Genomic DNA, 24,908 nt, shown 5'->3' with positions numbered 1-24,908 from the left:
TCAGATTAAACGTTTACAATGTTTAATATTGGTGTTAACATTTTAGTGAATTCGATAACATACAATCTATATTTAGGAGTGTATACCATGAAAGAAAACTTTGATTTCTTAATGCCAAGTGTTAACTTCTTTGGTGCCGGCGTCATCAAGAAGATTGGTGACCGTGCCAAGATGTTGAACATGAAAAAGCCATTGGTTGTTACTGATAAGGTTTTGGAAGGCATGGACAATGGTCCAGTTTCACAAACGTTGGATTCATTAAAGGCTGCCGGTGTTGACTACGTGGTCTTTGACGGCGTTGAACCGAACCCTAAGATCCGTAACATTAAAGCTTCTAAGAAGATGTATCTGGATAACGATTGTGACAGTATCATCACTGTTGGTGGTGGTTCTTCTCATGACTGTGGTAAAGGTACTGGTATTATTTTGACTAACGGCGACGATATCACCAAGTTAGCTGGTATCGAAACGCTTGACAACCCACTACCACCACTGATGGCTGTTAACACAACTGCCGGGACTGCTTCAGAATTAACCCGTCACTGTGTGATCACTAACGAAGAAACTAAGCTGAAGTTCGTTGTTGTTTCATGGCGTAACGTTCCACTAGTTTCGTTTAACGACCCAATGCTGGAACTGGATGTCCCAAAGGGCTTAACCGCTGCAACTGGGATGGATACTTTCGTTCAATCAATCGAACCATATGTTTCGACTAACCGTAACGAAATCACTGACGGCCAATGTGTTGAAGCCATTAAATTAGTTGAGGAAAGCTTACGTGAAGCGGTTGCTAACGGCCATAACGTTGAAGCACGGACTAAGATGGTTGAAGCTGAAATGCTTGGTGGTATGGCATTTAACAATGCTGACTTAGGTTACGTTCACGCGATGGCTCACCAATTGGGTGGTCAATATGATGCCCCTCATGGCGTGTGCTGCGCAATGCTATTACCGATCGTTGAGGAATATAATATTCAGGCATGCCCAGAACGCTTTGCAGAATTGGCAAAGATCATGGGTGAAAACACGGATGGTTTGTCAACGCGTGATGCAGCTGAATTGTCGATTAAGGCAATGCGTCAGATGTGTGACGATGTCAATATTCCACGTTCAATTAAGGCAATTGGTGCAAAGCCAGAAGACTTTGAATTAATGGCTGAAAATGCTTTGAAGGATGGCAACGCGTTCTCGAACCCTCGTAAGGGAACTAAAGAGGATATCGTGAAGTTGTTCCAGAAGGCGTATGATATGAAGTAGAGCGTAAAAAAGGGCGTTTAGCCCCCAGAGTATAATCCAATAAGGCGTGTGACCCTGCACTTGGGTCATGCGCCTTATTGGATTATACGGCCGGGGGCTGCCCTTTTTTGCGCGTTTCGGCTGTGTAACAGTGAAACATATATAAAGTGAGGATTCGGCTGGTTTTTGGCTGAATCCTCACTTTATTTTGACTTATACGGCCGGGGCATGCCGAACTGGAGCGCGTTTCGGTTAGATAACAGGACAAGGCGTGTGACCCTGCACTTGGGTCATGCGCCTTATTGGATTATACGGCCGGGGGCTGCCCTTTTTTGCGCGTTTCGGCTGTGTAACAGTGAAACATATATAAAGTGAGGATTCGGCTGGTTTTTGGCTGAATCCTCACTTTATTTTGACTTATACGGCCGGGACATGCCGAACTGGAGCGCGTTTCGGCTAGATAACAGGACAAGGCGTGTGACCCTACACTTGGGTCATGCGCCTTATTCGATTATACGGCCGTGGGTGCCCTTTTTGCGCGTTTCGGCTAGGAAACAGTGAATAATAAAAAAGGATTTCCAACTACACCACCAGAAATCCCAAATTCAACATAGAGTTAACCCCATCAAAGTCGGTTAAATTAAAAGTAGCTCTTCCACCCTAAAACGATCGCTAACACAATGGCGAAGATTCCCACCGCTTTTCGGATGTATTTCGCCGGTATGATGCGAACAATAGCAGGACCGATATAGCCACCAACAAATAGTCCAAGAAGCAAAGGGATGATGACTTTCCAGGCAATCGGAATACGAATGATGAAAATCACGCTAGAGATGATGTTGTTTATAAATGAGGAAAAGTTACGCATGGCATTGATCACGGCGTAATCTTCATCGACTAATTTAGATAGGACTGCAATCAGCAATAAACCGGCCGCAGCGCCAAAATAACCGATATAAACACCCACCAGCATTAGGCTGATCCAACTGATGATTTGCAAGTATGAATGTGTCCCTTTATCAGTTGTCGAACGCTTAGGTGATAAGATCATAATTCCGGCGATGAAGATAAAGACAGGCACAATATTTTGAAATGCCTTTGAAGAACTATGGGTAAGGAGGATGGCTCCCAAAATACTACCAATTGTGGAAAAAGCCGCAATCTCACAGGCCTTCCCCCAATGGTGACGAAGCTCTTTCAATGAAGAAAGTACCGTTCCCACTCCGGCCCCGACTTGGGCGACAGTAATCGTAGCGTTGGCGGTAATTGGCGGGATTCCGACCGCCAAAAGCACTGGATACAGTGTTAACGACGCCATGCCAACGATTCCCATGAGAATGCCAGCGATTAAACTCATGATAATTAAAAGCAGTACAGTCGACATAGTTTCCCCTTTCCATCAACGGCACTGTTGTTTTTGGTAACGCCTGCACATACCAATATTTAATGCATATAGTGTAGCACAAAAATTAGTGCGAGAGAATTGGTGCCTGAAATTATATTACCAACTGATTTGACAGCCTTAAAGTACTCATTTAAATGACTAAAAAAAGTGGCTTGTTACGAGCTCGCCTGGATTGAAAACAATTCTAGGGTACGCGTCAACAAGTCACTTTTTAAAATTATAATTATCTAAAATATTACTTTAATGCTCCAGCTTTAGCATCGATATGATGTTCTGACCAGAAGTATGCAGTAATGACTGCGAAACAGATTGCTGGAACGATGAATGAAAATTGCATTGAGCCAGTAGCATCTGATACGAGACCTTGAATAAGTGGGATGATTGCGCCACCAATTAATGACATAACAATCAGAGCGCCACCAGTTTCTGTATATTTCTTTTCTGTAATGGTATCCAAAGTGTGTGAGTAAATAGTTGGCCATTCAGGACCAAAGAAGAAACTAGTTGCAATTGCCGCATACACAGCAGTTGCGTTGGGTACTGTGAAAGTAATAACCAGTGTTATAATTCCACAGGCGGAGAACCAAGTCAATACACCAGTACTTGAGAATCGACCCATAAATGAATTTGCAACTAACTTCCCCACGAACCAAGCAATGTAACTCCAAACCATAAAGGACGATGCGGCACTGTCCGAAATGTTCATCAGGTTGAGGGCTAAACGAATGGTGAATGACCAAACAGTGGTTTGCATACCAGCGTAAACAAATTGTGCGCCAACACCTTTCATGAAACGACCATTAGTTAAAAGGTAGTGGATCGATTCACCCAATTTAGGCTGTTCTTCAACCGCTTTTTCGGCTTCCTTATTAGTAGCTTTAGAACGTGGCATAGGTGTTACAGCTAAGATTATCAACATAACGACCAGGACAATCAAAATGTACTTGTAAGGGCGCAAGGTCATTTGAAGCATTCTTTCACCATAAGCAACACGTTCAGCACCATGCATGCCAGCCATTTTATCTGCTAAGTTGCCAACTTTCCCAAAAATCAGGTATTTACCAAGTAAAATACCGGCAATATCGCCTAATGGTACTAAGGTTTGAGAAATATTCAAGCGAATAGTCGAATATTTTTTCGGACCAAGCATTGAACTGTAAGTATCACAGGATGTTTCCAAGAAGCTTAAACCAACAGCAATTGCGAAGATTGCGACCAAGAACATACTGTAAGTGGCCACACGTGATGCAGGGAAGAACAGTGCACAACCAATAATGTAAAAAATTAAACCGGTCATAATAGCAAATTTATACGTGTTCTTCTTGATAACAAGTGAAGCCGGTATGGCGATTAAGAAATAACCACCGTAGAAAGCACTTTGAACAAATGCTGTTGAAGCATCGTTCAGTGAAAAAACTGTTTTGAATTGAGTGATTAAAATATCATTCAAACTTGCGGCACAACCCCAAAGGGGGAAAATAAGAGAAACAACAATAAATTGAAAAATTGGTGTTTTACTTAAATACCCATCTGATAGTTGAGTCCAGCCATGTTTTGATTGGCTAGCATCCATAATTTTTCGCTCCTTTAATGTAAGTGTGTTTAGAATCTGACAAAGTTTTAAAAGGTTTTAGTGAAACCTTTTACTATAAATAAAAAAATGGTGAATTAAAAGGTTACCCCAGATTCAAGGATAATATTAGAGAAGGGAGTCATTTCACCGGTTCTAATGAAAGCGTGAGTCTTCGCGAGATTCTTTTTCAAATCTGAATGTGGCATAAATTCAACCTCTACATCAGGTAACAGATCCTTAATTGCCTTCAACTGATCTGGGTTTTGAGTCTTAATCTCGTCAGCGAGATAAATCTTTTGAACTTCTAGCTCACTTAAGACATTCTTCAGTACATCAATGAAACTTGGAATTTCCTTGGTGAGTGCCAAATCAATCTTTTGAGTTCCCAATGGAACTGGCATACCTGCATCCCCAATACTTAACCAGTCCATATGACCCATCCCAGCGATCACAGTAGATAGCTCTGTGTTAATAACAGTTGTTTTTTTCATAATAGATTTTAGTACCTCCTTGCAATATAATTAAGCTAAAACCATTTACTAAAAACATTAACCAACAACTTGATATAACCCTAGCACAACTTGAAATCGCTTGCAAGAATTTTTTAAGGAGTTAGTGAAAAATGGCACATAAAGTTACTATTAAAGAACTGGCCACAGCTGCCGGTGTATCAGTTACCACAGTTTCCCAAATTTTAAATGGAAAGAGTAATCGTTTTAGCTCTGAAACTATAGAACGCGTTCATCAATTACAGGATCAACTGAACTATGTTCCAAATTTTAACGCCCGAAATTTAATTTTGAACGAAGCCAAATCAATTGGGGTGGTGGTTCCAAATATCGGGAATCCTTTTTTTAGCAGCTTCATTAACGGTATTCAACGAGTTTCACGTGAATTTGAATATCTGCCCTTTAACTTTAGTGGTGCTAATGATTCTAGCTTGGAAGAGTACTACGTTGAACAATTAATAGGACGTGGCACTAACGGTTTGATTATCGCGAGTTCTTCAATTACTAAAAATACAATTGATAAAATATTGAAGAAAAACCAGATACCTTATTTGCTGATGGATCAAAATCCCTTATCTGATGGTGATCAAGTTCGAACCAATGATCGCGTTGGTGGTCATTTAGTTGCCCAATACTTGCTGTCAATGGGTCATAAAAAATTTTCAGTTGTTGTACCCAACGATGCAACAGATAATATAAAATTACGAATAACTGGGTTTAAAGAGGAGCTGGTTACACAGGGACTTGATCCGTCTTCGATGATTAATACAGTATATTCACCTTTAACAAAAAGAGGCGGTTTTGACGCTGCTATAACAGTTGTTCAGAGTGATGCAACGGCAGTGTTTGCGGTTAATGATGAACTTGCAATTGGCCTTTACAGAGGTCTAAAAAAATTGGGCTTAAAAATTCCTGCGGATATCTCTGTTATGGGTTATGACGGAATTGATCTTGACACGTTTGTAGAACCAGAACTATCTACTATTCAGCAACCAATAGCAAGGATGGGGGAACTGGCTACGCAATTGCTAATAAATCGTATTAATGATCCAACTATTTCTCAGCAGGTGGTTGAGCTACCGGTTCGGTTAATTAAGCGATCAAGTGTATCCACACCGAAAATTAAAAATTAAATTCTCATTGAAAACGGTTTCTAATAGTGATAGTGTATTTGTTGTTAAATAAATAACAAACGTTATTTATGGTTTAGTAAAACCTTTTATCTATAAAAACATAAACCAACGACCAAACTTTTTTGAGGAGCATAATAATTATGACTAGAACAGTGACAGTATTGGGAAGCTTAAATGTTGATACAACTTCAAAAATTGAGAGAATACCACAACCAGGGGAAACAATTGCCAGTCTGAGCCGGAGTAGTGCAGCTGGTGGCAAAGGTGCAAACCAAGCAATTGCAGCAGTTCGCGCCGGCGCTGACGTTAATTTTATTGGTAAAATCGGTAAAGATGACGCTGGTCATTTTATGATTGATTGTCTGAAGGAAGATCACGTTGACACTACAAATATTTCTGAGGACAACCAAGCTGGTACAGGTGCTGCGACGATCCTGCTAGATCAGAAGGGTCAAAATAGTATTATCGTTTACGGTGGCGCCAATCAGCGGCTAACCAAAACTGATGTGGACGCTGCATCGGATAAGATTAAAGGTTCGGACTTTGTTGTTGCACAATTTGAGACTCCGCAAGAAGCTGCTTTAGAAATGTTTAAAATCGCTAAAGCCAATGGTGTTACAACAATTTTGAATCCCGCACCTGCAGCAAAGATTTTACCTGAATTATTAAGAGTTACGGATGTAATTGTCCCTAATGAAACTGAAAGTGCTACTTTGACTGGAATAGAAGTGACCGATGAATCTTCGATGATGGCAAATTATCAAGCTTTTAAAAAATTAGGAGTTGCTAATTTGATCATTACAGTTGGAGACAAGGGTGCCTTTTACGCTAATGAAAATGGCCATGAGTTCCTACCAGCTTTTAAAGTTAAACCTGTTGATACGACGGCAGCTGGAGACACTTTTATTGGAGCTCTTAGTTCTCAATTAAAGCCTGACTTTAGCAATATGAAAGACGCAATTAATTTTGCACAACATGCCAGTTCCCTAACGGTTCAAAAGATGGGTGCAATGCCGTCAATTCCAAAGCTTCCGGAAATTCTAGCAGTGTCAAAATAAATATAAAGGCCCAGCAAGAAAGATGCTTTTGCTGTGTGGTATATTTTTTATTGAAGAAATATGAGCACTGGTAACATAAGTTTTGTTTTCGAAATCAAACAGTCTTATGGGAGATTAAAGGAAGACGCTTAAAAATCGTCAATAAAATTTCAAAATACAACTTAACTAAAAATCATTAGAATAATGGAATTTATGCATTTTATACATGGTCGATTTATTTTGTCGTACCATCACAAGATAATATTATCCATTGCTAAATTAGTTTCTCTAACTTAGTGTGAAAAGCTAATTTATTAGAATGTGGTCGCATTTGAAAACAAGATAGACATAACGGAAGGGTAGATGGAGATTAATGGATTTAAATAAATATATTGATCACACTTTGTTAGCACCAGATGCTACGAGAACTGATGTTGATCGCGTCGTTAAAGAAGCCATTGAGAATAAGTTTGTATCAGTGATGATTAATCCTTATTGGGTTTCATATGTGCACGAAAAGTTAAGTGGTACCGGTGTTAAAACAGCAACGGTAATTGGATTCCCTCTGGGTGCAAATACGACATCAATTAAAGTTGCGGAAGCAAAAGAAGCCATTAAAAATGGTGCAGACGAAATTGATATGGTTATGAATATTGGCGAGTTTAAGAGCCAAAATTATGAAGCAGTGGAGAATGACATTAAGGCAGTTGTTGAAGTAGGACATGATAATAACAGAATTGTTAAAGTTATCATTGAAAATGCTTTATTGACATCTGATGAAACTGCAAAGGCTTCTAAATTAGTGTCGGATGCCAATGCTGATTTTGTCAAAACGTCAACAGGATTTTCAATAAGCGGTGCTAAAGTGGAGGATGTAAAAATCATGAAACAGGCCGTGGATGATCATACTCAAGTCAAAGCAGCTGGTGGAATCCACTCAGCTGAAGAAGCGCAGGCAATGATTGATGCTGGTGCCACTCGATTAGGAACGAGTGCAAGTATGAAGATTATTGGCAAGTAATCGATTTAAGTTTTTAAGCTGCCAATTGGCAGCTTTGTATATAAAAAGTAATGAAAGCGTTTACTTGACTGGGCTTAACAAATTAATTAAGGAGTCTTGAAGTTGAAAAAAATAAATTTGACTCACGAGATGTTTAATAATTCGAACTTTGAATTGTACAAAGATGATAACTTTACCGTCACAACATTTATTTTTCCGTCAGGCATTGAAGCATTGAAAGTCGAAAATTCACGCGGATATTTAACCTTATTACCGTTCCATGGGTTAATTATTTGGGATGCTATTTTCGACAATATTTCTCTTAAAATGAAAGATATGTTTAAACAACCACTACCTGGCTCAGGGATTGCTGATACGTATGGATGCTTTCAATTTACGTCGGGATTGTTAGCAAATGGTACCCCAGGTCCAGAAGATGATTACCAACTACATGGTGAGTTTCCAACAAGTGAAATGGACCATTCATATTTAGTTCTTGGCGAGGGCACACTGTCGGTGCATAGTGATTACGAATACGTAAAAGGGTTCGGGTACCACTATTTGGCAGAACCTTCTGTCAGAATGACCAAGGAAAGTGGATTGTTTGATATTCGGTTAAAGGTGACTAATCTTTCAAACTATCAACCTATGCCATTACAGTATCTATGCCATATGAATTACGCTTATGTTGATAATGCTCAAATGAGTTCAAATATTGCCGATGAGAACTTTCAATTACGACAAACTATCCCGGATCATGTTCATCCAACTCCCGAATGGAAAAAGTTCAATGAAGCGCTTAAAACATCTGGAAAGTTGATAAATAAATTGGATGATCCTAAGCATTATGACCCTGAGATCGTCTTTTTCTCAAAGGATCTTAAATCAATTGTTCCTGAGGCAGAATTTCGTGTTGATATTGGGAATGGGAAAAACTTTTTAACGAAGTTTTCGACTCAACAATTTCCAATAGCCACTCGGTGGATCTTATATAATGCTGATCAACAGGTCAATGCTTTCGCAATACCTGGAACAAGTACGCCAGAAGGATTCACCGCCGCCAAAAAGGCTGGTACATTAATTATGCTCGATGCCAAAGAAAGTCGAAATTTTGAAGTGACAACAGGGTTGGAAAAATAAGGAGGCTTTATAGATGGCCAAATCAGATGTCTTAGTGATTGGTTCTAATATGGTTGATCTAATTACTTATATTGATAGAATGCCAGTTGAAGGAGAAACCGTGGCCGCACCTAATTTTGAAATGGGATGTGGCGGAAAAGGAGCCAATCAGGCTGTTGCAGCAGCTAAATTAGGTTCAAAAGTATCGTTTGTTACAATGCTAGGCAATGATGACTTTGGAAAGATGCAGATGCAGAATTATAAGAGCGTTGGAATTGATACTTCGGCTATCGGGGTTGGAAACTCTAACAGCGGAGTAGCTCCAATTTTTGTTGACCCTTCTTCTGATAACCGGATTATTATTGTTAAGGGAGCCAATAACGAACTGACCCCAAGTGTTCTAGACAAGTACGAAAACACTCTCAAAGAAGCAAAGATAATTGTTCTGCAGCAAGAAATACCGCTTGAAACTAACTATCGGGCTATTGAATTGGCAAATAAGCATGACGTTCCAGTTTTGCTGAATCCTGCACCCGCAAATGAAAATTTAGATATAGATTATGCGCGAAGAGTAGATTACTTTGCACCAAATGAAACTGAGCTTTCATCGCTGACTAAGTTGCCCGTAGAAAATATGGATCAGATAAAATTAGCAGCACAAAAGATGGTCGATTTAGGTGTTAAAAACATGATAGTTACCTTGGGTTCTAAGGGCGTCCTTTGGGTTAATGAAAGCCACAGTGAATTAATTGGAGCAATGCATGTCAGGGCTACTGATACAACTGGTGCTGGAGATTCATTCATTGGTTCTTTTGCGCATTATATAGCTGCAGGAGATGCCATAGATGAAGCTATTCGTCATGCTAATGAATATGCTGGAGTGACTGTTACTCAAAAAGGTACTCAAAAGTCATATCCAAGTGCAGAAGAATTTAAAAGCCTTAAGAAGAAACTATTTTCGATTGAATAGAGCGTTAGATGATGAAGACACCATTGGTTTGGTGCCTTTTTCAACAGTATAAAATTCAACAATGTTGGATAGAAATAATTAGCACTCTAAAATTCAAGTGCTAATTATTTGCATCTTTGACCAATACTGACTAATATAATATTTGCAAGGTTGATGAGGGAATACGAATCACTCGTCCACCAACCTTAGTTTGAAATTCTGAAAGGGGTTTTACACTATGGCAAACTTTTTAGCAAACAGAGATTACAATGAATTGAATCCAATGAACTTCTTCAATGATTTTGGCAACTTTGGTCGTCAGTTCTTCAATACTGATACGATGAAGACTGATATTAAGGAAACTGATAAGGATTATGAAGTTTCGGCTGAACTGCCCGGTTTTAAGAAGGATGGCATTCACCTTGATTATCGCGATGATACGCTACGAATCAACGCCGTCCACAATCTAGACCGTGAAGATAAGGATGAAAAGGGCCACGTTCTTCGTCAAGAACGCAGCTCAAGTAATATCACCCGCAGCTTCTACTTGCCAGGTGTTGATAAGGACAACGTTAAGGCGACCTACGACGGCGGTATTTTGAAACTGACACTGCCGAAAGCTATTGCAGATAAGGCAGACAGTCATCACATCAGTATTGAATAATCTGGTAGAATCTTGTGAGACACCCAAAAACGAATCAAGCACGATTGATTCGTTTTTGGTATTTAATGGCCTTCTCGGGAGTATTTAAGGACGGAAAAGAGAAGAATCTCTCACTCCCCAAGTTTGACGCATATTAGTTGCTCAAGATGGCCGATACTTTGTATACTGTAAGCGCCGAAAGGCAAAATTATGGTGATGCAGTCAATCGACAAAGTTTCTAAAGATTTGTAATTAGCACTCTTTATATTAGAGTGCTAATTAGTTGCAATCCTGATCAATACTGACTAATATAGTAACTGTAAGGTTGATGAGGTGATAAGAGCCACTTGTTCATCAACTTTAGCTTAAAATTCTGAAAGGGGTTTTACACTATGGCAAACTTTTTAGCAAACAGAGATTATGATGAAATGGATCCAATGAACTTCTTCAATGATTTCGGTAATTTCGGTCGTCGTTTCTTCAACAACAATGACACAATGAAGACTGACATTAAGGAAACTGACAAGAGCTACGAAGTTTCAGCTGAATTACCCGGCTTTAAGAAGGACGGCATTCACCTAGATTATCGCGATAACACGTTAAGAATCAACGCTGTCCACAACATTGACCGTGAAGATAAGGATGAAAAGGGCCGTGTGCTCCGTCAGGAACGTAGCTCCAGCAATATCACCCGCAGCTTCTATCTGCCTGGCGTTGATCAGGACAATGTTAAAGCAACCTATGATGGCGGTATCTTGAAGTTGACATTACCAAAGCTGACTGAAGACAAGAAGGATAGCCACCACATTAGTATCGACTAATAAAATTGAACATTTGATTGCATCCAATGACGGGTTTGAATTAAACCCGTAGCCATTGAGGCTGTGACATAAGTCTCTTAATTTAAAAGCAGGTAGTAAAAATCCTCGGATTTTTAACTACCTGCTTTTTTGATATAGTGACAGAAAAAAGAGTATCGGACGCTCCCGACATATCAGTGTTAATCCCAGCTGGGAATACTTTAAAGCTCAGCAACATGAACGATTAACCGCTAAAAAGACTGCCCAAATATATGCCCGACGGAAAACAGATGTGGAACCAGTCTTCGGTAGAATGAAGGCTTCTTTAGGGTTCAAACGTTTTATGGTAAGCGGTTTGACAAGGTAACCAAGGAGACTGGTATCGTCATCATGGCTCTGAACATGGCAAAGATGGTCAAAATTGAGGGATAAAACCGTCAATTTTGACCAGCAAAAAAGACTTACCGAGAAATCAAATTTGGATCTCTTCGATAAGCCCTTTTAAGACTATGATTTAAGACTTAAGTCACAGCCTCTGATTAGTATAAATAGGGTTGGCACAAAAGTCATGAATGGTCAGCATGAAACTGATTTCTTAACGCCCTGGCTGTTAAAAATTCTGAGACCTGACCAGGTGTGTCACACCCTTATTTCTTAATGATGAACTTTATACTGCTTTCCGAGTTCGTAGACCAGTTCAGGATCTTCTCCAGTGCGTTGATTGCGGTTTAGCAAGTCGATCATCCCGCATTCGTCTTCAGACAGCTCAAAATCAAGTTGATAGTTTTCTTGAATCCGTTCTGGTGTTTTAGACTTTGGAATTACAGCAACACCGTTTTGCAGATCCCATTTCAAGATCAACTGAGCAACGGAAACGTGGTGGTGACTGGCCATCTTTGCCAGCATCTCATTATCTAAGACGACTCCTCGTCCCAGTGGACTCCAAGCCTGCGTCACGATCTTATTTTCTTTATCGAACTTGACTAATGGCCGTTGGTTCAAGAACGGATGCAGTTCAACCTGGTTGACGACCGGCATTTCCTTAGCCTGAGTCTGCAGAAGTTCTAAGTGCGCCATGCTAAAGTTCGAAACGCCGATCGACTTTACCTTACCATCAGCCTTTAATTGTTCAAGTGCCCGCCACGTTTCAAAAAAATACTTATGGACTGGCCAGTGCACTAACAATAAATCGAGATAGTTGGTTTGAAGCCGTTTTAACGAATCATCTATGCTCTCAATAGTCTGGTCATAACCCTGACTAATTTCAGCGACTTTTGACGTGATGAAGACCTGGTCTCTAGGGATTTGCAAGTTGATCAGTGACTGCCCCAGTAAGTCTTCATTCCGGTACAACTGAGCCGTATCAATTAGGCGGTAACCAGCATCAAAAGCGGTTTTAATTGTACTATCCATTAATTCCTGTGTGCCAATCAAGTAAGTTCCGAAGCCAACCAATGGCAGTTCGTTACCATCAGCCAGCTTAACTGTATTTTCAACCATATTTATTCCTCTTTCGCATCGTATTCCTATCCATTATAACAAAAGCGCTTCCACATATTTTGACTTTTCTTTAAAGAAGCCAAGAAGTCGCCCCAGAGTGAATGGAATTTTTGTACAATATAGGTAATTAATTTTGGAAGGTGGCTTGCGGTATGGCAGCTCAGCGTGGACTAACGGAAAAAGAAGTGCAGCAGCGAATTGATGCTGGGCAACGTAACGATCCAGCCCCTTCTCTGACCCGTTCCGTGCAGCAAATTTTCCGCGACAACCTGTTAACTTGGTTTAACCTAATCAACGTTATTTTAGGTGCACTGGTACTGCTGACTGGTAGCTATAAAAATGAACTGTTTTTGGGCGTTGCAATTTTTAACACTGCGATTGGCATCTTTCAAGAGATTCGCTCAAAACGCCAAATTGATAAGATGAGTCTGCTTTCGGAATCAACTTATAAGGTGATCCGGTCGACTGGCCAGCAGACGGTTCACCAAGATCAAATCGTTCAAGACGATATCATGATTGTCAGTCGTGGTGATCAGTTACCCGTTGATGCCCGTGTCCTTGAGACCGCGGGAATCGAGGTGGATGAATCTCAAATTACTGGTGAAGCGACACCAATTTCGAAGACTGTTGGTGACAACTTAGTTTCTGGCAGTTTTCTTGTTAGTGGACAGGCTATGATTCAAGCGACCCACGTTGGTGCTAAAAGCTTTGTTAACTCATTGTCGGATGAAGTTCAGTCCGGCGAGGGCGCCAATAGTCAATTATTGACGACGATCAACCGGATCATTAAAATTTTGACGATCGTCATTGTACCGCTGGGCGCAGCGCTCTTTATCTCCCGCCTGTACAACGATAATAGTATCAGTCAAGCGATTTTAGGCACGACGGCCGCCATGATCGGCATGATTCCAGAAGGACTAGTGTTGTTAACGTCGGTTTCGTTGGCCGTATCCGCCATGAATTTGGCACGGCGACGGGTCTTAGTACGTGAATTGCCAGCCATCGAAGGCTTGGCACGAGTGGACGTACTCGGCTTGGATAAAACGGGGACCATCACCAGTGGTAATTTGCAACTTAACAGGCTCATCCCCCTGGCCGGCCAGCAATTGGAAACGTTAAATACAGTAGTGGGTGGCACCATCAATGCGATTGGTGACGACAACGAAACTGCGCGAGCGTTAACTAAAGTCCTGCCAAATCCAGAGTGGACTGCGACTAAAGTCGTGCCATTTTCATCAGCCAGAAAGTGGAGTGGTGTGACAGTCGATAATGGCAACTTTGTCATTGGAGCACCAGAATTTCTACTCCATCCGGTTCCTGCTGACTTGTCAAAGCAGATTCAAGGCTACGCTACAGATGGTTTTCGGGTGTTGTGCATTGCCCAAACGGCACGGATGTCAGCGGATGATTTAGGCGAGATCAAACTACTTGGCTTAATTTTGATTCAGGATGAAATTCGTGAAAATGCCCTGGAGACGTTTACTTATTTTCAAAATCAGGATGTGGCCCTCAAGGTGATTTCGGGTGATAATCCAACAACCGTTGCCAATATTGCAGGGAGAGCAGGCATCAAGGGTGCGGATAAGTTAGTTGATATGAGTAATTTGGGAGAAGACATCGACTATGATGACCTGGTAGCCCGCTATAACGTCTACGGTCGGGTTACCCCCTCCCAAAAGAAGCAGTTGGTGATGGCTTGGCAGCGAGCTGGGCATACCGTTGCGATGACCGGTGATGGGGTCAATGACATTTTGGCGCTTCGGCAGGCCGACTGCGGGATCGCCATGGCCAGCGGCAGTGAAGCAGCCAAGAGTATTGCCGACTTCGTGCTGGTCAATTCAAACTTCGATGCCATGTTAAACGTGCTGAATGAGGGACGTCGGGTGATCAACAACATTGAGCGGGTGGCGTCGCTTTACCTCATTAAGACGATGTATTCGGTGGCGTTGAGTTTAATTTTTATTTTCATGATCAGCGGCTACCCGTTCCAGCCGATTCAGTTGACACCAATTTCAGTCCTGACGGTGGGGATCCCCTCCTTTTTCCTTGCACTGGAACCGAACTACCAGCGCATTACGGGTCAGTTTATGAAGCAGGTCATGGTGATTGCTGCGCCTGCTGCAATCTGTGTGGTCACGTACATTCTAGTGATTGACCTTGTCGGCGGCGTTCAATTCAAGTTGAGCTATGCCGAGACATCTACTTTGTCAGTCTTGCTGACGGGCGCCGTCTGTCTGGTGGCATTATTAATGGTGGCACGGCCGCTAAACCGGTTCAAATTCGGGCTGGTGTTGCTGATGGGTGGCTGTTTTGTGCTCATTTTCGTCTTTTTTGGCAAACTTTTTTCTCTGACGAGCATTTTTAACTGGCAAATGGCACTCTTCTATCTACCATTACTGGTTACGGTTTATCCTTTTTACTACCTCGTTCAGGAGAGTTTAGGTAAGCGGGTATTTGCAAGAATAAAATGGCGGTAAATACATTATCTAGTTACTAAGACTAGATAAAGATGCTATAATAACCATGAGATAGTTGTTAAAACAAAAAGGAAGTGGCCACCATGGCAGAATTCGATCAGTATAACCGCTGGGAAGCCCAAATGCGTGAGATTCAATTACCCCATTGGAATGAACTACCTAAGTTCGATCTTTATATGGACCAGGTTGTTGCGTTTGTGAACGACGCAATTGGTCAACTGGGTGTGGAACCAATTACGCCGGCGATGATCAATAACTACGTTAAACATCAGGTGATTATTGCGCCAATCAAGAAAAAGTACCAAACGATGCAGTTAGCTGATTTACTCTTGATCGGGCTATTAAAGCCGTTGTTTTCGACGGAAACGATTCGTCACGGCATCGATCAGGTGACGGCTGGTGATTTTCCAAAGCAGGCGTTTGATAATTTCATCGACGTGCTCAACGACTCACTGCGCAACCTTGGTAAGGGGAAGTCAGAGGTACCTGCTAAAACATTAAACGATAAGTTGATGCAGGTCGCAGCTGACACCATCATTAACCGGATTCAATCAGAGCAATTGCTGAAGATGATTGAAAAGCCAATTAAAAAAATCAAATAACCAATCAATTAAAAAATGTTTCGCAAATTTTGCGAAACATTTTTCTTTGCCCTTAGATACCTGATTTAGCAGTCTTTACAGCATAATGAAAATTATTTGCAGATTTAGTTTCAATTCCCAATTCGATAGTAAAATACTTCACAAGGATAAATATTAAGCGCTTTCATTATTAATTTAATTATGAAAAGGCTTGTGAAGACCAATATATCAGGGCTAGCAGACAACTTCGTTTTTAAGAAAAAGAAATTAAACTTATCTATTTACATTTAAAAATTCTGTGATAATATAGTTCATGTGAAGAAGATAACAAATGAATTTTCATATCGGAGGTCATCAAATGTTAAAAGAAATGAATTCAAATAAAAACAACGAAAAGCCTAAAAAGACTGCCACTGTCCAGGAAACAATCGATGCATTAGTCGAAAAAGCACATGACGCGCTGTGTGCCATGGACGATTTTGATCAAGAAAAAGTCGATAACATTGTGCACCAAATGGCAATGGCCGGACTGGACCAACATATGCGACTTGCTAAAATGGCCTTTGATGAAACTGGTCGTGGTGTTTGGGAAGACAAGGCGATTAAAAACATGTTTGCCACTGAAGAAATCTGGCACTCAATTAAAAATGATAAGACGGTTGGGATCATCAATGATGATCATGAACGTCAACTGATCACGGTTGCTGAACCTCTGGGAATCTTAGCTGGTGTGACACCCGTTACTAACCCAACTTCAACAACTTTATTCAAATCATTGATTGCCGTTAAGACCCGAAACCCAATCATCTTTGCTTTCCATCCCCAAGCTCAAAAGTCATCTGAAGAAGCTGCCCGGGTGGTTCGTGACGCAGCAATTGCTGCCGGTGCTCCTGAAGGTGTGATTCAATGGATCGAAGAACCAAGCTTGGAAGCAACGACTGCTTTGATGAATCACCCCCGCGTTGCCTCAGTACTGGCAACTGGTGGCCCTGGCATGGTTAAGGCCGCTTACTCAACCGGAAAACCAGCGTTAGGTGTTGGTCCTGGTAACGGCCCAGCTTACATCGAAAAAACAGCGAACATCAAGCGGGCAGTTAACGATATCGTGCTGTCAAAGACCTTTGATAATGGGATGGTTTGCGCCACTGAAAATAGTGTGATCATCGATACAGAGATCTACGCTGAAGTTAAGAAGGAAATGCTGGCACGAAAGGTCTTCTTCATTAAGAAGGCTGATCAAAAAGCCTTAGCCGATGCAATGTACGACCCAAAGCGCGGTGGTGTTAAGGGCCCAATCGCCGGCATGTCAGCCGTTAAGATTGCTAAATTAGCAGGGATCGACGTACCAGAAGATACGAAGGTCCTAGCTGCTGAACTGAACGTTGTCGGTCCAGACAACTGGTTATCAGCTGAAAAGCTTTGCCCAGTGATCTCAGTTTATAAGTCAAAAGATCACAAGGATGGTTTCAGGATCGCTAACGACCTACTGCATTTTGGCGGACTCGGCCACACTGCAGCGATTCACACTTTAGACGATGATCTAGCAACCCAATACGGAATCGAAATGAAAGCTAGCCGGGTCTTGGTCAACACGCCTTCCGCACTGGGTGGTATTGGTAACCTGTACAACGAAATGATTCCTTCACTGACCCTTGGAACTGGTTCATGGGGCAAGAATTCGGTCTCACATAACGTTTCATCGTTTGACCTATTGAACATCAAAACTATCGCAAAGCGGCGGAATAATATGCAATGGATTAAATTACCTCGAGTATACTTCGAAAAAACATCAGTCCGTTACCTCGGTTCAATGCCTGGTATCAAGCGGGTCTTCATTGTTGCTGACCCAGCGATGATCGAATTAGGCTACGTTGATAAGGTGCTTGGTGAACTCAAGCGGCAACCAGCCGGCATTGAATACCAGCTATTCTCAGTTACTGAATCTGACCCAACAACGGACACGGTTGAAAAGGGAACTGCTCAAATGAACAACTTCCAGCCGGATACCATTGTGGCGCTCGGTGGTGGGTCACCAATGGATGCTGCCAAGGGCATGTGGTTATTCTACGAGCATCCAGACGCAAGTTTCTTCGGTGCAAAACAGAAGTTCTTGGATATCCGGAAACGAACCTACAAGTTTGAAAAACCGACTAAAGCGCAATTCGTCGCTATTCCAACCACTTCTGGTACTGGTTCAGAGGTCACACCATTTGCTGTGATTACCGATGCCAAGACCCACGTTAAATACCCACTGGCTGACTACGCTTTAACACCAGACGTTGCTATCGTGGACTCACAGTTCATCGAGAGCTTGCCAAAGCGGACCATTTCCTACGCCGGTTTGGATGTGCTGACCCACGCCATTGAATCCTTCGTATCTAACATGGCTTCGGACTACACCCGTCCATGGTCACTGCAAGCTATCAAGCTAGTATTTGAAAACCTGACTGCTTCTTATAACGGTAATTTACAAGCCCGTGAAGAGATGCATAACGCAGCGACTATTGCGGGGATGGCCTTCGCCAACGCCTTCCTAGGTGTTAATCACTCCATTGCCCACAAACTGGGTGGTGAATTCGGTCTTCCCCATGGTTTGGCCATTGCTATCACGTTGCCACACGTTATCCGTTACAACTTCAAGGAACCTCGTAAGTTAACGACTTGGCCGAAGTACGAATACTTCCGTGCCGATGAAGACTACGCTGAAATTGCCCGCTATATTGGCTTAACTGGCAAGAACAATGAAGAACTGAAAGAAGCCTTAGTTCAAAAGATTATTGAATTAGCTCACTCAGTTGATGTGACCTTGAGCTTAAAGGCCAACGGTGTCGACAAGAAGCACTTCGATGAAAAGGTTGATGAATTAGCTGAGTTAGCTTATGAAGACCAATGCACGACTGCAAACCCTAAGGAACCGCTGATCGGCGAACTTCGTCAAATCATGATCGATGAATATGACGGTAAGGGTGTTGAAGAATAACTTAAATTGAGACACAAAAAACGATCCTGCATTTGCGGGATCGTTTTTTGTTGACGTGGTTGGTGTCGGGTTGAATTGCACTGCAAAAACGGTTGCGAACTTTTACGGAAGTAAAGCGGGCAAAATTAATATTAAGAATGCAACTCCTGTGTACCACTTTCGGAGTCGGATTTATCGGATTTGTCCTCGGCCTGCTGATCCGGAAATAGTTGGAACATCCATTTCGAAAAGAAGTTAGACCCAATGATGATCAGGTAAACCCCAAGGTACATCGAAACGACTAATTGAATGAGAAATACAGGCCAGCTCTTGATCGAAACATTGGTCACGATCAGCATCGTTGTTCCCCAAGCTAATAGCCAGGCAGGTACGACCGCCCATTTCATGATGGTGCCCTGCAGGAAGAGGACTAGGAAAGTAAGAAATCCTAGGATCACCGCACTAACGACCACGCCATTTAGTTGTGGGAATTGTAAGAACCACAGACAAAAACAGCCTAACGCAATGCCTAGGAGGAAGCTAACAGAGATATTCAGGACTTTATCCACTGGGGCGCCAGCACCGAAGAAGTATGATGCGGCAATAAAGGCTGCACCACTCATCCACAAATGAAATGAGCCCGAGATCAAACAGAAGAGTAGGGTGGTCAAGCCAACGCCGATTGAAGAGTACCAGACTTCTTTACTAATTTTCATGATGGTTCACTCCTTTAAGAAAAGCCAGCCACAAAACGTTCTTGTCGTTTGAGTGACTGGCTTCTTTTGATTATTCAGCTTATCAAAACGACATTTTAGTAAAGACGTTGTGAAACGACGTCAACTTTTGATGGATCGCCTTCACGGCCTTCTTTCATGACAATTTTACCTGGGTGAATAGCATGGACTGGACAAACTAATGCGCACAAGTGACAGCCCACGCACTTGCTGGTATCAATCGATGGCCGACGCGTTTTTTCATCCCATGAAATGGCCTGGTGAGCACCGTCATAGCAACTGATGAAGCAGCGACCGCAGCCAATGCATTTGTCCCAATCAATTTCTGGGTACATCTTGTAGTTCCGGTCTAAGTCTTCGGCAGGCACGATGTTCTTATTGGCTAAGCCAACCAGTTCAGATAAGTGCTCGACGCCTTGTTCTTCCATGTAGTGCATCAAACCATTCTTCATATCTTCAACGATCCGGTAGCCGTATTGCATAACCGCGGTCGTGACTTGCAGTGTGGTGGAACCCATTAGAATGAATTCAACGGCGTCTTCCCATGTTTCAATACCACCAATACCGGAAATCGGCAACTGTTCCAGTCCGGCTGCTACCCGAAGCTGCTGAATAAAGCGAAGTGCGATTGGTTTAACCGCCTTGCCAGACAGTCCAGAGATGGATGATTTGCCATTGACGATTGGTAGTGCCGTCTTCTTTTCCAGATCAACGTTGGAAATCGACTTAACCGTGTTGATGGTGGCGATACCGTCAGCACCACCCGCCATAGCAGCTTTGGCAGCTGGTACCATGTCCGTGATGTTAGGTGTCATCTTGGCCATCATTGGCAGGCTTGATCCCCGTTTAACGGCTTCACAATACTTCTTGACCAATGGCGGGTTTGAGCCAACGTCTGACCCCATTGCGTGGCTGGTCATCTGCGGGCAGGATAAGTTCATTTCAATCATGTCGGCGCCAGCTTCGGTCACTAAGCGTGCTAACTCTTCCCAGTCCTTTTCCGTTGGTCCCATGATGGACGCTATCACAACTTTATTGGGGTAATTTTCTTTTAGCTTCTTGAGATCAGCTAAATTTTGATCCAGGGGATGTTCGGCGATTTGTTCCATATTTTTAAAGGCGACAAATGGTGTGCCTTCCTTGGTCAACTCGTCAAAACGAGGTGAAACTTCATCAACCTTGAAATCTTCGGGGCCAATGGTTTTAAATACAATACCGCCCCAGCCCTCATCAAAAGCTTTGGCACACATTTCATAGCAGTTGCCCACCGGAGATGACGATAGACAGAAGGGGTTTTCAAAATGAACCCCGAGAAAGTCAATGGATAGATCCTTATTAATCATTTTGCTTGCCCCCTAAGATAGCGTCAATTTCGTCAGCGACTTCTTTTCCCTTTTGAACGGCGTAGACAACGGTTTTATCACCTTGAGCAATGTCACCGGTAATAAAGACTTTTGAATCGTGAGTTCGATAGCCTGCTGAAGGTGCTTCACCGTGTTCGAGACGAATACCTAAGTTTTTGGCGTTCGTATCTTGACCAATTGCTAGAATAACTTTGTCGGTCTTGATGGCTAACTGACTATCGATGTGACGGTGTTTGAAGACCACAGTGTTACCTTCAATGTGATCCGGAACGTAACCGTCAAGAATGGTGACACCCTCAGCTTCTGCGCCAGCTAATTCTTTCTTTGAAGCTTTGAATTCGCTAAACTCTTCGTAGACACAGTCAGTGACGTGTTTCACGTCTAATTTCTTTAAGGTTGTCACAACGTCCATAGCAACGTCACCGCCGCCCACGACAACAACATTATCAGGTAGGTCGAGATTACCTTTGTTTTCCTTTGCGCGTGCTAAGAATGAGACGGCTGTTTCGACGTTATCTTGACCTTCAAACATTGGTAACATCTTTGATTCACTGGCCCCGATCGCCACAATCACAGCATCGTTATCAGCCTTCAGTTGATTCATAGTAATATCTTTGCCAATGGTGGTGTTGTAGTGAATCTCGGCTCCAAGGTCAAGGATTCGCTGAATCTCATAATCTACAATGTTGCTTGGCAGACGGTATTCAGGAATGCCGTAGGTCAAGTAGCCGCCAGCTTTTGCACTCCGTTCGTAGATATTAACGCCGTAGCCCTTCTCTAGTAAGGTCACAGCGGCTTGTAATCCTGAAGGACCACTACCGACAATGGCAATGTGCATCCCGTTACTGTTGCCCTTTTTCAGGATGTGCATATCAGCAGCCTGTTCGAAATCGGTCACGTAGCGTTGGATTCCGCCAATATCGATCGGTACATCGATCCCGCTGCGTGAGCAAGCCAGTTCACAGTATTTTTCAGTCGGGCAGACCCGTGCACAGATGGCTCCTAAAGCGTTGTTTTCACGAATGGTCTCGGCAGCTCCCTTCACGTTGCGGAAGCGGACACTACGGATGAACTTGGCCGGATCGGTGTGAGCCGGGCAAGCCTTTGAACATGGAGCGTCGTGGCAAAGTAAGCAGCGAGCAGCCTCTTCCATCACAGTGGTCATGGTATATCCCTGTGGTTCAGTTTGATAATCTTTGGTAGTCATACTCATCGTCCTCACTTATTGAGATTTGATTTCGGAAGAATTGGGTAAATACTTTGTAGAATTCTTCACTTGTTATGGTCAAAATATAGCATGAATCAGCGGACGATGACAAAATGCCAGTGATTATTGACCATCATTACCGCTGCAATGGGAATGATTAACTAAAATAACGTATGACTGTTCTATATAAAATTTTATATAAATGAGACAGACAAGGAGACCTTGTTTAGCAAAAGACTGTCAGAAATGACCTTCGTCACTGATATGGCTGCTTAAGTGCATTTAACCAGAAAATTTCACCAGAAAAGTTATACGAATTAAGAATAAAATAATGAAATTAAATGTAAGCAGAAGAATTTTTGCACATTATTTCGATGTAACATGAAAAAATTTGCAAGTGATTAGGGTGTTTCCCGATGTCTCATTAGTCACCGAAGCCATATAATGTTAATAAGAAGAAGGGAGGTGGCAGCAATGGACATTAACTGTTTTGTGAAACGGCGAAAAGCGTTGAAACTTTCACAATGTAAGCTCAGCAGTGGTATCTGTACGCAAGCAACGTTGAGTAAGTTTGAAAGTAATGGGCATGTGCCGTCACTTTCTATTCTGAATCGTTTATGCGCCAGGATGGGGATGACCGTTGATGATCTCTACCAGAATCAGTGTGAAATCGTTGATAGCATTAGCACCCGGCTTGATCGCATTGAGAAGCATTTGATGACTGAAAACTATCAGCAGGCATTGCGTGATTTGGGGACAATTGGTGAAGATCAGATTGAATCTTTACCGGCTAAGAGTCAGTTTTATTACTTGCGAGGCTTAATCAACACCCTGATCAACGGGAAGTCGGCTGACATCAACTTTGATTTTTCACTTATTTTCAACGAATTGGATGCTAGTCAGAAGACGATTTTTACCTACTTAGCTTTTTTAGGCAGTGGTATTATGTATCACCGTCAGGGCGAAATTAAGCGCGCCGCGTTTTATTTTGATAAAGTTAACCATTACCTTAGTGAATGTGAAAAACAAATCGACCAGATGCATGATGGTCAGTACTATTTAAGAGTTCTAATGATGATTTACTACATTGCTGAATTTAATGCATCGCAGGGTGATTTTCGAGCTAGTAATCGACTGATCGATAAGGGAGTGGCAATGTGCTCCGAACAACACGTCACGTACTACTTACCGCGGTTAAAGTTCTTAGCAACGCAAAATGCCATTACGCTGCGGCGGCCGACTGAGGAAGTTCAAAGTTTGATGAGTGAGACGTTAGCCTTTGCTAAAATTAATCAAAATCAAGTGATTGAGGTCAAGCTAGCGGCCCTAAAGCGTCGGCTTGAACAGCCGAGACACACCCAAGTTAAAGTTCAAATGAAGCGTCAGTTGCGTAGTGAATATTGATCACTTTTAGGTTACTGAGAGTTGTAAAACTAGAATATAACGCCAAACAGAAGGTGCCCATGAAAGAGGAGGGCACCTTCTGTTTGGCGTTATATGGGCAAATCAGTGTCTCAATTGGGCTTAAACTTGACCGTATTCTTGAAATTTCTGGACTGGTTGGAGCTAAAAACCTAGTGGTGTGCTAGTTAGAAAAGTTATTTTATCACAAACTTAGTCTTGCAATTTAAAGGGGATCTATTAGTCAGTGCATTCTAAAAATCAACCAACCGGTGTTTGATAGCGTAACTTACCAGTTCAGCGTGGGAAGGGTAGTCCAGCTTACGCATAATGTTAGCCTTGTGCGCTTCGACGGTCTTGGTGGTGATGTATAAGCGACTGGCAATTTCTTTGTTTGAGCAGCTTAGGACGATCAGAGGTAAGACCTCTTTTTCCCGTGCAGAAAGGGAATTGTAGTAATAAAGCTGTTCATCACACTGCCGTGAATCGATGTTGGTAAAGTCTTCTGGAGTTAAGACAATGTTTTGATCCACGAAAATTCGGTTGCAAACGACAGTGGCCAGAGCTGCTTCAAATTCGCTTTGTGGGGAGTTTTTTAAAACGTAGCCTGCAGCGCCATTATGGAGTGCTAAATCGATTGACTCTTGGTCTTCGTGGTCGGTGTTGATCAATACGTAGACGTTTGGGAACATATCATGGATTCGTTGAGTTGCATTGATACCAGATTCACCAGGTGCCATGACCAAGTCCATCACAACGATGTCAATGTTATCTTCGGCTACGCGGACAACTGCGTCAGTGGCGTTGCTAGCTTCCGCGACCACCTTGAAGTGTGGCTGTTGATTAATGACGGTTGCTAAACCGACTCTATAAATCGGATGGTCATCGGTGATCAATACTCGATACATGACAGTTACTCCTTTCTAATTGATGACTTATTTTTAAAACGGTTTACTCTCGAATAGAACTAGGATATCATGAATTTAGGCAAAAGAAAACGGTTTCATTGTGAAATAATTAATTAATGGTCTGATTTCTATGATTTAGCGCCATAAAGAGCCATTCACTGAGGCTGAATGATAGTTAAGGCGCAACCTTCTTAATGAACTGCCGCTGTCATCGAGTAGATTGCTTAAAGTTAGACGATGGCAAGCATTTATATAATTCTGGTTACCACCTGAGAAAAACATTTATAAAAACGGAGATTCTTGCGATTTTCTAATGATTCTTCCTTATTTTTTGACGACTGGATGAAATGCCTTTAAAATACAATTCCGGTGC

Annotated in this window: 20 protein-coding genes and 1 pseudogene; 13 read left to right on the top strand and 8 right to left on the bottom strand. The window is 42.2% G+C overall.

What is annotated here, in order from left to right; all coding sequences use genetic code 11:
* Positions 1–87: 87 nt before the first annotated feature.
* Positions 88–1,257 (top strand): iron-containing alcohol dehydrogenase, encoded by a 1,170-nt coding sequence (locus GM612_RS09325; protein ID WP_155432110.1) that lies wholly within the window; start codon positions 88–90, stop codon positions 1,255–1,257.
* Positions 1,258–1,876: 619 nt separating this feature from the next.
* Here the strand turns inward: GM612_RS09325 and GM612_RS09320 are convergent.
* The 3 genes from GM612_RS09320 to rbsD all read right to left on the bottom strand — a co-directional run bounded on the left by GM612_RS09320 (position 1,877) and on the right by rbsD (position 4,705).
* Entirely contained in the window at positions 1,877–2,620 is a 744-nt protein-coding gene (locus tag GM612_RS09320) for a sulfite exporter TauE/SafE family protein (RefSeq protein WP_155432109.1), read from the bottom strand.
* 256 nt (positions 2,621–2,876) lie between these two features.
* A complete protein-coding gene (fucP, locus tag GM612_RS09315; protein ID WP_155432108.1) occupies positions 2,877–4,214 on the bottom strand; it encodes an L-fucose:H+ symporter permease in 1,338 nt (445 codons plus the stop codon).
* A 95-nt stretch (positions 4,215–4,309) separates the two neighbouring features.
* Positions 4,310–4,705: a D-ribose pyranase gene (gene rbsD, locus GM612_RS09310; protein WP_155432107.1), complete on the bottom strand. Its 396-nt coding sequence runs from the start codon at positions 4,703–4,705 to the stop codon at positions 4,310–4,312.
* A gap of 131 nt (positions 4,706–4,836) precedes the next feature.
* Here rbsD and rbsR point away from each other — a divergent pair, with 131 nt between their 5' ends.
* From rbsR to GM612_RS09270, 8 genes and pseudogenes are all read left to right on the top strand, one after another.
* Positions 4,837–5,856 carry a ribose utilization transcriptional repressor RbsR gene (gene rbsR, locus GM612_RS09305; protein WP_155432106.1) on the top strand — a complete coding sequence of 340 codons (1,020 nt, stop codon included), beginning with the start codon at positions 4,837–4,839 and terminating at the stop codon, positions 5,854–5,856.
* Between the two features lie 140 nt (positions 5,857–5,996).
* A complete protein-coding gene (gene rbsK / locus GM612_RS09300) occupies positions 5,997–6,914 on the top strand; it encodes a ribokinase (protein WP_155432105.1) in 918 nt (305 codons plus the stop codon).
* A gap of 352 nt (positions 6,915–7,266) precedes the next feature.
* Positions 7,267–7,914, top strand: coding sequence for a deoxyribose-phosphate aldolase (gene deoC / locus GM612_RS09295; protein WP_155432104.1), 648 nt, complete (start codon positions 7,267–7,269; stop codon positions 7,912–7,914).
* Between the two features lie 102 nt (positions 7,915–8,016).
* The gene (locus tag GM612_RS09290; protein ID WP_155432103.1) at positions 8,017–9,033 is read left to right on the top strand and encodes an aldose 1-epimerase family protein; all 1,017 of its coding nucleotides are present in this window, start codon (positions 8,017–8,019) and stop codon (positions 9,031–9,033) included.
* Between the two features lie 13 nt (positions 9,034–9,046).
* Positions 9,047–9,982, top strand: a complete 936-nt coding sequence (rbsK, locus tag GM612_RS09285) for a ribokinase (protein ID WP_155432102.1) — start codon at positions 9,047–9,049, stop codon at positions 9,980–9,982.
* A 217-nt stretch (positions 9,983–10,199) separates the two neighbouring features.
* On the top strand, positions 10,200–10,625 hold the full coding sequence (locus tag GM612_RS09280) for an Hsp20/alpha crystallin family protein (protein WP_155432101.1): 426 nt from the start codon (positions 10,200–10,202) through the stop codon (positions 10,623–10,625).
* Between the two features lie 371 nt (positions 10,626–10,996).
* Complete coding sequence (locus GM612_RS09275; protein ID WP_155432100.1) at positions 10,997–11,425, top strand: Hsp20/alpha crystallin family protein; 429 nt, start codon at positions 10,997–10,999, stop codon at positions 11,423–11,425.
* Between the two features lie 157 nt (positions 11,426–11,582).
* Positions 11,583–11,827, top strand: a pseudogene (locus GM612_RS09270) (transposase); the annotation flags it as partial.
* Between the two features lie 231 nt (positions 11,828–12,058).
* Here GM612_RS09270 and GM612_RS09265 read toward each other — a convergent pair.
* Positions 12,059–12,904 carry an aldo/keto reductase gene (locus GM612_RS09265; RefSeq protein ID WP_155432099.1) on the bottom strand — a complete coding sequence of 282 codons (846 nt, stop codon included), beginning with the start codon at positions 12,902–12,904 and terminating at the stop codon, positions 12,059–12,061.
* Positions 12,905–13,056: 152 nt separating this feature from the next.
* On the opposite strand from GM612_RS09265, the gene GM612_RS09260 reads away from it, so the two are divergent.
* The 3 genes from GM612_RS09260 to adhE all read left to right on the top strand — a co-directional run bounded on the left by GM612_RS09260 (position 13,057) and on the right by adhE (position 18,942).
* A complete protein-coding gene (locus tag GM612_RS09260; protein ID WP_155432098.1) occupies positions 13,057–15,381 on the top strand; it encodes a cation-translocating P-type ATPase in 2,325 nt (774 codons plus the stop codon).
* Positions 15,382–15,464: 83 nt separating this feature from the next.
* Positions 15,465–15,983 (top strand): DUF1836 domain-containing protein, encoded by a 519-nt coding sequence (locus GM612_RS09255; RefSeq protein WP_155432097.1) that lies wholly within the window; start codon positions 15,465–15,467, stop codon positions 15,981–15,983.
* 349 nt (positions 15,984–16,332) lie between these two features.
* Positions 16,333–18,942, top strand: a complete 2,610-nt coding sequence (adhE, locus tag GM612_RS09250) for a bifunctional acetaldehyde-CoA/alcohol dehydrogenase (protein WP_425500346.1) — start codon at positions 16,333–16,335, stop codon at positions 18,940–18,942.
* 131 nt (positions 18,943–19,073) lie between these two features.
* On the opposite strand, the gene GM612_RS09245 is transcribed toward adhE, so the two are convergent.
* From GM612_RS09245 to GM612_RS09235, 3 genes are all read right to left on the bottom strand, one after another.
* On the bottom strand, positions 19,074–19,637 hold the full coding sequence (locus tag GM612_RS09245; RefSeq protein ID WP_155432095.1) for a DUF1097 domain-containing protein: 564 nt from the start codon (positions 19,635–19,637) through the stop codon (positions 19,074–19,076).
* A 95-nt stretch (positions 19,638–19,732) separates the two neighbouring features.
* On the bottom strand, positions 19,733–20,998 hold the full coding sequence (gene preA / locus GM612_RS09240; protein WP_155432094.1) for an NAD-dependent dihydropyrimidine dehydrogenase subunit PreA: 1,266 nt from the start codon (positions 20,996–20,998) through the stop codon (positions 19,733–19,735).
* The gene (locus GM612_RS09235) at positions 20,991–22,226 is read right to left on the bottom strand and encodes an FAD-dependent oxidoreductase (RefSeq protein ID WP_155432093.1); all 1,236 of its coding nucleotides are present in this window, start codon (positions 22,224–22,226) and stop codon (positions 20,991–20,993) included. Before GM612_RS09235 ends, preA begins: the two co-directional genes overlap by 8 nt.
* Positions 22,227–22,700: 474 nt before the next feature.
* Between GM612_RS09235 and GM612_RS09230 the strand changes: the two genes are divergently transcribed.
* Positions 22,701–23,630 (top strand): helix-turn-helix domain-containing protein, encoded by a 930-nt coding sequence (locus tag GM612_RS09230; protein WP_155432092.1) that lies wholly within the window; start codon positions 22,701–22,703, stop codon positions 23,628–23,630.
* A gap of 251 nt (positions 23,631–23,881) precedes the next feature.
* Here GM612_RS09230 and GM612_RS09225 read toward each other — a convergent pair whose 3' ends face one another.
* Positions 23,882–24,535: a response regulator gene (locus tag GM612_RS09225; RefSeq protein ID WP_155432091.1), complete on the bottom strand. Its 654-nt coding sequence runs from the start codon at positions 24,533–24,535 to the stop codon at positions 23,882–23,884.
* Between the last annotated feature and the right edge of the window lie 373 nt (positions 24,536–24,908).

The sequence above is a fragment of the Secundilactobacillus folii genome (genome assembly GCF_009720675.1).
GTDB classification, from domain to species: domain Bacteria; phylum Bacillota; class Bacilli; order Lactobacillales; family Lactobacillaceae; genus Secundilactobacillus; species Secundilactobacillus folii.
Note: the sequence above shows the minus strand (reverse complement) of the source record. Positions and strands in the feature narration are given on the sequence as shown.